The 9,112-nt window shown below is 47.0% G+C and carries 7 protein-coding genes and 4 tRNA genes; 9 read left to right on the top strand and 2 right to left on the bottom strand.

Features of this window, described 5'->3' with window-relative positions:
- From A3750_RS08065 to A3750_RS08040, 6 genes are all read left to right on the top strand, one after another.
- The coding region (locus A3750_RS08065) for a hypothetical protein (RefSeq protein ID WP_231871766.1) at nucleotides 1-660 on the top strand (660 nt) is incomplete at its 5' end.
- A gap of 61 nt (nucleotides 661-721) precedes the next feature.
- Nucleotides 722-1,918, top strand: coding sequence for a DUF2846 domain-containing protein (locus tag A3750_RS08060; RefSeq protein WP_068458006.1), 1,197 nt, complete (start codon nucleotides 722-724; stop codon nucleotides 1,916-1,918).
- 137 nt (nucleotides 1,919-2,055) lie between these two features.
- Nucleotides 2,056-2,131: transfer RNA gene (locus tag A3750_RS08055), tRNA-Val, on the top strand.
- Between the two features lie 32 nt (nucleotides 2,132-2,163).
- Nucleotides 2,164-2,240, top strand: a tRNA-Asp gene (locus A3750_RS08050).
- Between the two features lie 19 nt (nucleotides 2,241-2,259).
- A tRNA-Val gene (locus tag A3750_RS08045) sits at nucleotides 2,260-2,335 on the top strand.
- A 56-nt stretch (nucleotides 2,336-2,391) separates the two neighbouring features.
- Nucleotides 2,392-2,468: transfer RNA gene (locus A3750_RS08040), tRNA-Asp, on the top strand.
- 99 nt (nucleotides 2,469-2,567) lie between these two features.
- Here A3750_RS08040 and A3750_RS08035 read toward each other — a convergent pair.
- Nucleotides 2,568-3,536 carry an AraC family transcriptional regulator gene (locus A3750_RS08035; RefSeq protein WP_231871767.1) on the bottom strand — a complete coding sequence of 323 codons (969 nt, stop codon included), beginning with the start codon at nucleotides 3,534-3,536 and terminating at the stop codon, nucleotides 2,568-2,570.
- A 227-nt stretch (nucleotides 3,537-3,763) separates the two neighbouring features.
- Between A3750_RS08035 and A3750_RS08030 the strand changes: the two genes are divergently transcribed.
- The 3 genes from A3750_RS08030 to A3750_RS08020 all read left to right on the top strand — a co-directional run bounded on the left by A3750_RS08030 (nucleotide 3,764) and on the right by A3750_RS08020 (nucleotide 8,300).
- Nucleotides 3,764-5,809 (top strand): NADPH-dependent 2,4-dienoyl-CoA reductase, encoded by a 2,046-nt coding sequence (locus tag A3750_RS08030; RefSeq protein ID WP_068452935.1) that lies wholly within the window; start codon nucleotides 3,764-3,766, stop codon nucleotides 5,807-5,809.
- 176 nt (nucleotides 5,810-5,985) lie between these two features.
- Nucleotides 5,986-7,311 (top strand): hypothetical protein, encoded by a 1,326-nt coding sequence (locus tag A3750_RS08025; RefSeq protein ID WP_068466148.1) that lies wholly within the window; start codon nucleotides 5,986-5,988, stop codon nucleotides 7,309-7,311.
- A 2-nt stretch (nucleotides 7,312-7,313) separates the two neighbouring features.
- Nucleotides 7,314-8,300: a 1-aminocyclopropane-1-carboxylate deaminase/D-cysteine desulfhydrase gene (locus A3750_RS08020; protein ID WP_197466184.1), complete on the top strand. Its 987-nt coding sequence runs from the start codon at nucleotides 7,314-7,316 to the stop codon at nucleotides 8,298-8,300.
- On the opposite strand, the gene A3750_RS08015 is transcribed toward A3750_RS08020, so the two are convergent.
- Nucleotides 8,255-9,112, bottom strand: an 858-nt coding sequence (locus A3750_RS08015) for a DUF1853 family protein (RefSeq protein WP_068548156.1), incomplete at its 5' end; no start/stop codon positions are given. The genes A3750_RS08020 and A3750_RS08015 overlap by 46 nt on opposite strands.

The following is a 9,112-nucleotide window of genomic DNA, read 5'->3' as shown; positions in this document are numbered from 1 at the left end:
ACGCAGAGTCAAGCGTTGTCCAGGGTGGAGCAGGATTTGGCGGAAGCGATGGATTTTGTAAATCAAAGCAAGCTTTCGATGGCGCGTCTTGAGGGCGAACTCAACGAGGCGGGCGCTGAGCTGGAAGAGTCAGGGAGCGCCGCGGCTGAGAAATTGAAATTCTTGGATTCTGAAATGCGGAAGTTGTGGGGCGTTGCAGGCGATAAGAACCGAAAAGCGATATCTCAGAACAAGGATGCGCTTGCAGGGTTGGGGAGTCGGTTTTCTCAGTTGAAGGAGAAAGATTTGACGCCGATGCAGTCGCAACTAGCAGTGCAGACCAAGGAGATAGCAAAACTGCAATCGCAAGTTGCAGAATCGATAGCGCTGGCTCAGCAAATGCCAGCACTAAAGAAGCAAGTTGCGAATGGACAAAGTGAGCTGGCGCTTACGCGTGAAGCGATAGAGGAGAGTGTTGACGATCTAGCGACGCGCATCTCAGAGCTCAGTGATAGGCTTGGTCGTATAGCGAAGTCTGATGCAGGCAAGCAAGCGGTCGAAAATGCTAAGGCGATTGCGTCTATTGATGCGAGTCGCAGACAGATAAATGAACGTATTGTTGGTCTTGATCGGCGTTTAAACGAGCTTAAGCTTGAGGTTTCTGCTGGCAGCGCTCCATAGAGCGCCTGAAAACGGATATTACTTCGCAAAATCGCGCGAGGCGAATTGCTATACTTCAAGGATGAACTTTATTTTACTTCAATTGCGTTTTTTGGTCTGCATAGCGGTGGTCGCCGCTGGGTGGTCTGTTTCTTTTCAGTCTGTTGCTGATACGACCGCGCCATATTCAAAACCGTTCCACAAGCAGGGGCGAGGTTGGTATCCATCGATTTATTGGTCTACCGGGCGCAACTTCGGTTCCTACTATTTGCCCAATGAGACGGGACGTCCCTTTGAGGAGCTTAAGGACACAGAATGGAATCCTGAAGAAAACGGTTTGATCTACTTTTATCGGCCTTATTCTCAGTGGGCTGATGAGGAAGTTGAGGCACCAAGTTACTACCTAAATGACGAGTTGGTTTTTAACTTGCGATCGGGAAGCTGGACCGTGGTTGAATTACCGGCGGGCAGTTATGACTTTGCGGTACGTAAAAGCTTCTTACCAATGCTGGGTTTTGAATCTTTTGATGACAAGCTCATGATGGCGTTTGACATGAACTTGCAGGCGGATATTGGGCTGGAAATTGACCCCGGAAAGATTTTCTACATTCGTCACTCTGAAGAGTCTCTACCGAAACAGTTGCACCCCGATTTAGCTCCGGACGATGAAATGGCGTCCGCCGATGTGCAGTTGGTTTCAAGAGATTTAGCGATGGAGGAAATGCCACACACTCGTTTTCTTGACCACACGTTTTGGACATCTAACGATTCGGATCAAGCTGAGGAGTTGCTCAACGGTGAGATGCAAGATTATGGCTGGTTTTCTGTCATTTGGCCTTGGTCGAACAATTTCCTTTGGGGGTTTCCGATCTGGTATTTGCCTAGTGACATGTATCGAGAGCTTAAGGGTGAGGATAATTTGACCCTCGAGCAAGAGCTGTATTTTTATCACGAAGATGTAGATGCTTATCTGGCCGAGATTGAACGAATTCGAGAGCCTCAGATGAATTGGTTGGCGCCTTGGAGAGAGCCTCGTAGAGAGCTTTCACTAAATGATGAGCTGACCCTAGAGCGTTTAGAGGCGGCTGCGCGGGCAGGGAATATTAAGCCGGCGCCCTATGATCCTGATTTTGCTGAAGGGGACGATTTTGATGAGTTTTTCTGGTTTAACCCTTTTGGGAAAGAGCTGCCTGTTGTTCAGTCGTTGCCTAAACCTGAGCGTGTTGCTCTTACTGAAAGGGAAGAGGAGCGTGAGAGGATTTTGCAACAGCTAAATTGATTGGCCACAACATCAAAGTACCTGTTTTTTCAAGAATTTCGTCTCAGTTAACAAAGCATTTCAAATTCCTAAAAAAACCCGAAATAGTGATTGACAGTAAGGGCCAAATCGTTAAAATGCGCATCTCGATTTGAGCAGGGTGGTTAGCTCAGCTGGGAGAGCATCGCCCTTACAAGGCGAGGGTCACAGGTTCGATCCCTGTACCACCCACCAAACCGCTCAAGTCGAAAACAGCTTTAAGATGCGGACCGGTAGTTCAGTTGGTTAGAATACCGGCCTGTCACGCCGGGGGTCGCGGGTTCGAGTCCCGTCCGGTCCGCCACTTAAGTTGTCACCCAGATGGGTGGTTAGCTCAGCTGGGAGAGCATCGCCCTTACAAGGCGAGGGTCACAGGTTCGATCCCTGTACCACCCACCAAATCCTTTACTAGTTTGGCTCAGCTCAAATGGTTTAGGTAGAGTTTTTAAAGATGCGGACCGGTAGTTCAGTTGGTTAGAATACCGGCCTGTCACGCCGGGGGTCGCGGGTTCGAGTCCCGTCCGGTCCGCCACTTTAAACTTCTTTCTCTGGCTTTTATTTTTCTTTCTTTAGTCGCAGTACTTACATATTTCTCGAATGCGATTTCCTCCAATTCGATCGTCCTCTATTACTATTTAGTCTGATCGTGCTTTGGTCCGTCTCTGTAGCTGCCAGGGCTCATTCCGCTCCAGCGTTTAAAGGCTCTATGAAAGGCGGATGGAGAAGAAAAACCTAGAAGAAAAGCAATCTCCGTAAAGTTATGCTTTGTGTCTCGAACATATGTTTGAGCGAGCGCATTTCGAGTGTCATCAAGTAATGTCTGAAACTTAAATCCTTCGTTGGCCAATCGTCGGCGCAGTGTCCAGCCTGCGATGCCAAGTTTTCTAGCAATGGATTCGATGTTGGGCGGTGTGCCCGTGAGATTTGCGGATATTAGATCAACGACTTGGTCCGCAGTGGTCGTTCCAGAGTTCCATTTACGTCTTTCTTGTTCGCAGATTTCCGTCATTTTAGAGAATGTGGTCGCGCAGCTGTCTGTGAGTCTTTCGTGGTGATGACCCCGTTTCAGAACTAAAGCATTTCGTTTTTGACTGAATAGTATTGGGCAGCCAAAGTGTGTTTCAAATGAATCAGCATGACTCGGCTTGGGGTATTCGATCTCGATGTGGTGGCAATGGACTTTGTCTTCGGTGTGTTGTTTACAAAAGCGCCACCAAGTGCTCAGCATGGCATCGACGACAAAAAGATTATATCTATTGTATGGGCTGATTGAGTAAAAGTGGCACACAGCTCTTCCGTCTTCTATGTAGAATCTAGATTTTCCGCGGGAATTTTGACTGCTCAGTGTTTCCATGTTGATGAGTAATCGAAGAGCCGACTCAAGATCTGGTGCGCATTGCGCTGCAAGTGCGGCCAGGCCTGTAGTGCCATTGTGCGTTTTCGAACCGAATACCAAGCCCAGATCTGGTCTCCCAGTCATGAGAATCGCCTGATGACCCAAGCGCATATACTTAGGAATGCTTATCCTTGTATCGGGAGTAGTTAGAAACTCATCGTTAAAGGAGAAGCTTTCACTGAGGTTTTGCGTTTCGAATCCCATGTCAGTCAATGTGTCGAATATGACTTTTGCAAAATTGATCGATATGTCACCGAGGGAGAGTCTTTGTATTTGTTTCATAGGCTGAAAAAGTAAAATTGTATATCAGGGTAACAAAAATGTTTATGAAAGGTATTGTTGTTCAGTGCTTTGAGGGCTACTTTAATGCCTCGTTTTTATACAGCATGTAACGATATCATCACTCGTTGCTGAACTTATTGGAGATACGTATGACTCAAGAAGCACAGTCACAAGCTTATCCGCATTTGCTTGAACCCTTAGACTTAGGATTTACCCAGTTGAAAAATAGAGTTTTGATGGGGTCGATGCACACGGGTCTTGAAGAATCTCCAAATGGTTTTGAAAAGATGGCCAAGTTCTATGCAGAGCGTGCTGAAGGTGGTGTTGGAATTATCGTTACCGGTGGTATTGCGCCAAATGTAGAAGGTGCAGTTGGTCCTGGTGCGGGAAAAATGAGCACCGAAGAAGAAGCGTATGAACATCAGATAGTGACTAAGGCGGTCCATGAGGCCGGTGGCAAAATTTGTATGCAGATACTGCATGCTGGCCGTTATGCTTATCATCCAAAATTAGTCGCCCCTTCTGCGATTCAAGCTCCGATCAATCCGTTCGTTCCCAAAGAGCTGGACGAGGATGGTATTGAAGAACAGATCGAGGCTTTTGCTAACAGCGCGGCGATGGCCAAAATTGCAGGCTATGATGGTGTTGAGGTGATGGGATCTGAGGGTTATTTCATCAACCAGTTTATTGTTTCTCATACGAACAAACGCACAGATCAGTGGGGGGGGGCATATGAAAATCGCATTCGTCTTCCTATTGAAATTGTCCGTCGAGTGCGTGAACGAGTCGGGCCAGAATTTATCATCATTTATCGACTATCGATGCTTGATTTGATTGAAGATGGGAGCACGTGGGAAGAAGTCGTTCAACTTGCAAAGGAAGTTGAGAAAGCGGGCGCAACGATTATCAATACGGGCATCGGCTGGCATGAAGCTCGTGTACCAACGATCGCTACGATGGTGCCGCGGGCGGCGTTTACTAAGGTTACTGCGAAACTCAAAGGCTCTATTGGAATACCATTAATCACGACTAATCGAATTAATACGCCGGAAGTCGCTGAAGATGTATTGGCAAATGGGCATGCAGATATGGTCTCTATGGCCCGTCCCTTCCTCGCAGATTCCGATTTTGTAAACAAGGCAGCGAATGATAAGGCGCACGAGATCAATACTTGTATCGGCTGCAATCAGGCGTGTTTGGATCATACTTTTTCAATGAAACTAACGTCGTGCTTGGTGAATCCTCGTGCATGTCATGAGACAGAGTTGAACTACATTAAAACTGCAACGCCGAAGAAAATTGCGGTGGTTGGGGCGGGTCCGGCAGGCTTGGCGGCATCAACTGTCGCGGCAGAGCGAGGACATGATGTCACGTTGTTTGATTCTGCAAGTGAAATTGGTGGTCAGTTCAATATTGCGAAACAAATTCCTGGTAAGGAAGAGTTCTATGAGACGCTTCGTTACTTCGGCGAGATGATCAAAAAACATGGCGTGAAGTTGCAGCTGAATATGCGTGTAGATGTCGATGCGCTTGAGAGCGAAGGTTTTGATGAGGTTATTCTAGCAACGGGGATTAAGCCGCGTACGCCTGCGATTCCAGGAGTGGAGAGTGAGAAAGTTATTTCGTACCTAGATGCGATTAAAGGCACCAAACCGGTCGGTAAAAAAGTAGCGGTAATCGGTGCAGGTGGTATTGGTTTTGATGTGTCAGAGTTTATTACTCATAAAGGTGAATCTCCGAGCTTGAATATTCCCGCATTTATGGCTGAGTGGGGCGTTGATCTTAATATGGAGCATCAGGGTGGTATTAAAGGTGTAGAGCCGGTGCACCCTGAAGTGGAGCGAGAGGTGTACTTGCTTCAGCGTAAGACTTCTAAAGTAGGCAAGAATCTTGGTAAGACAACAGGGTGGATTCATCGCACGTCTCTTAAGAATCGCAACGTCAAGATGATTAATGGCGTTAGTTACGAGAAGATCGATGATGAAGGACTACACGTTTTGGTGGGCACGGAACCGAAGCTTCTAGATGTTGATACCATTATTATTTGTGCCGGACAGGATCCTTTGCGTGAGCTTCAGGAAGGACTTGAGTCGAAAGGCTTAAATGTTCACTTGATTGGTGGTGCAGATGTGGCTGCTGAGCTAGATGCGAAACGAGCAATTAACCAAGGTTCAAGGCTAGCTGCTGAACTTTAATTTCTCTTCTAATCATTAAGGGCTCATTTATGAGCCCTTTTTTGTGTCTTGCGTATCGTGTCGCAATGTCTTGAATTGTGATTCAGGTCTGCGGTAAAAATGAAATTAAACCGTGTGCTTCTCAAAGCATCATCTAAACTTTCTGATAGATCAGCGAATTTGTTTTTGAGGGATATATGGGGCAGTCAACGAACGAAGCCGTGTTCTTTATGAAAGACCACGCGGTTTCTCGCCAAATGTTATTTTCAGAATTTGAGGCCTTACTCGACGGTTTGAGCTCTATTCCTGAATATGTGGATGAGGATGCTTATGCGGTTTATTCCGTCATTGGGCCATATGGCGATATTGAAGCGGCTGTATTTTTTAAGATCTATTTCGATGAAGAGAGTCACGCTGATACTTCCTGGAATCTTCCGGTCGAAAAACTAGCAGCTGTCAGTGGAAGTGGTCCTGATCTTGGTGGCGGGCCTATACGCTTGGCCTGTCGATCACAGTGTTCTATTAACTGGCACCAGGATGACCTATGGGATCCTGATATGAACCCCGGAGCAAACGATCTTTTGGCTCTGCGTCGTGCGGTGAGCGCTAACCGATTACGCTTTCGTTTTGCTGATAAGCCGGAAGGCGAGCCGGTGGGTATTCCGACGCTTGCCAAGGATGATGTGCCGGTCGTAGGCGGAGCAAAAGCTCCGAACGTTGTTGCCGATATTGACGCGGATGCGGATAAACGGATCAAGCTAGCTCGTCTACTGAAAGAACAGCGCCTCCGAATCCGTACGCTGGAAATGCACAAAGAGCGCGCGGGTCAAGAGTTGGATCGTGAGCAGCGTATAGTGATTCACGCATACAAGAATGAGATTCAAGCGCTCAAACAAAGTATCGAGAAATTCAAACTTACCAATGAGAAGTTGCAAGAGCGTTTGAGTTCTCGGAACGAGCAATATATTGACCTGCAAGATAAAGTGAGCAATCAATCACGTGTTGTAGATGAGCTGAAAGAAAGGCTTAAGCATGCTAGCTCTGCTGAACGTGAGGGTCTCGAAAAGCAAAAGCTTGAAGCAGAGATAGTGCTTCTGCGAGAACAGCTTGATCGTCGAGATCTTGATCTCGCATACCGAGATGAGAGAGAAGACCAGTTGAGAGCAGAACTTGAGGAGCTAAAAGAAACCATGAGTTCTGGTCCTAGCTCAAATGATCTGGTTGAGACGCTCAAGGAAATGGAAGTAGTGTATGTCGCTTACCACGCGGGCGTTGGTCATATCTCGATGACTTCAAACGATATTCTTCGTTATGCAGAGAATCCTATGGCGTTTGTTGCGGAAAAAGCGCGTGTAAGTGAAAAGACATATCGAGCGTGGTTAGAGCATTTTGATGATCCAATTTGTCATGAGGTGGATTCAAGTGGTGATCGTTGCCACAATCGAGTCGCTAAGTGTGAAACCCCTTCTGATTTCGAGTTAGGTATTAGTGACCGCTGCGATTTGCATCGATTGGATATCTAAACGTGCAGCAGGCTTTAGGAAAAGTTGAGCTACGAGACTTGTTTGAGGCGTTTAGCCGTCGTCCGGATGTGTCGCATTATCAACTTTCCGGTTTGATTGCGCGTTTCTTTGAAACGAGTCGTTTTCGGAACCTAGAGCTTGATGTCCTGCGGTTAGATAAAATCCATCCATTTATTTCAGGAAATAAATGGTTCAAGCTGAAACATCATCTCCTCGCTGCTTATGCCTCGGAGCACAATCATGTTTTGAGTTTCGGGGGCGCTTACTCGAACCATTTACACGCTTTAGCCTATGCCGGGCATCATTACGGTTTCAGTACAACGGGCATTATAAGAGGTGAGAAACCGTCTCGGAGTAAGCTTTCACCAACGCTCATTGAGTGCGAATCATGGGGCATGTGCCTGAGGTGGATGAATAGGCAAGACTATCGACGTTATGCAACAGCTGAGCATAAGAGTCTTGTTCAATCGAGCTATCCCGATACGTACATTATTCCAGAAGGAGGAGAGGGGCTTGCCGGTTTGCAGGGAATAAGAGAACTAATGGAGCGTTTTTTCGACGAGCTCGATGAGGGCTACGATATTATCTTAACTCCGGTAGGTTCTGGTACCACTCAGGCTGGCATTATCGCCGCTGCGCCACAGAGACAGCGCGTTATAGGGGTGTCCGCTTTAAAGGGTGCGAGCGATCTGGAGCAGAGGGTTTCGCAGTATCTTCCCCGATTTGATACGCAGGATATTGAAATCTGGCATGATTACCATCACGGCGGCTTTGCTAAAATGACGCCGCTCTTGCGACGGTTTATCTCTGAGTTCCATCAGAATTATGGGTTGTTATTGGATCCAATATACACCGGAAAGGCTTTGTACGCTCTAGCGCATAAATTTGCACATCACAAGCTTGGTGACAATGTTCGAGCTCTTATGGTTCACACTGGCGGGCTTCAAGGGTGGAGAGGCTTCTCTGATGGTATCGTTAGTGAGTCATAACGATATTTCTGCCAGTCATCGGGTACGATAAACAAGGCTGTTTCGTCATTCAGTAGGCCAGTGCCGAGTTTTCTTTGTGTTTTAAGCATCACCCCCCTGCGCTCGTTGCCAACGACCTGCTCAAGTTTGGCGAGAATCTCATCGTATCTCAAACTCGAACCCTTGCGCGTCATCAAGCTAAGCCATTGTTGTTTCTCTAGTAGCCAAAATTGCGCATTTTCTGGTTTTGTTGCGGCATAATCTCTTAGCTCGGAAAGTGTCATCCAAACGTCTTTCTGGCTGTGTTGGGTTAGCTTGTCCAGATCTTGGCATTGCTTTCTTAACTGCTGGTTCCAAGGTAGAAAAAGTCGGCCTCGCAGAATACATTGAGTTGTCACCTTGGTGATGTGTCTTCTTTCGAGTTCAGCTTTCGCATGCTCTAGATCTGAAAGGCGTAATTGCTTGTTTTTTAGATGCGCCGCTTTCAAGTCGAGTCGATCAATGTTGTTTGGGCCGAACCATAGGCAGCTTTTGTGATCGGGAGCGGGGAGCCCTAGGTAAAATTTAGCCGCGATTTCCTGATGTATTATTTTGCCTGTGATGTTGTCACAAACAATAAAATCGAATTCGCCTAGTGTTTTTCCATCACCATGGATTTGAAGGTTGTGCGCAAGAAGTTGGTAGCGCGAACTGGTTTCGATGTAGTGTCGCCATAGTTGCTCGACATAGCTGCCGAGGAAATGGCTTGGGCTTTGTTCTAAGCGGTCTGAGAGCTGATCTGAGTAGCTAGCTGAGTCCAAACCAATCTCATCGCTAATGATGTGCGTATGGCT

It is taken from the genome of Oleiphilus sp. HI0079 (genome assembly GCF_001635105.1).
Note: the sequence above shows the minus strand (reverse complement) of the source record. Positions and strands in the feature narration are given on the sequence as shown.

Bases quoted from the DNA above. Each gene is read 5' to 3' on its own strand.
- A3750_RS08060 (WP_068458006.1), top strand. From the start codon at position 722: ATGAACTTTATTTTACTTCAATTGCGTTTTTTGGTCTGCATAGCGGTG.
- A3750_RS08035 (WP_231871767.1), bottom strand. From the start codon at position 3,536: ATGGGATTCGAAACGCAAAACCTCAGTGAAAGCTTCTCCTTTAACGAT.
- A3750_RS08030 (WP_068452935.1), top strand. From the start codon at position 3,764: ATGACTCAAGAAGCACAGTCACAAGCTTATCCGCATTTGCTTGAACCC.
- A3750_RS08025 (WP_068466148.1), top strand. From the start codon at position 5,986: ATGGGGCAGTCAACGAACGAAGCCGTGTTCTTTATGAAAGACCACGCG.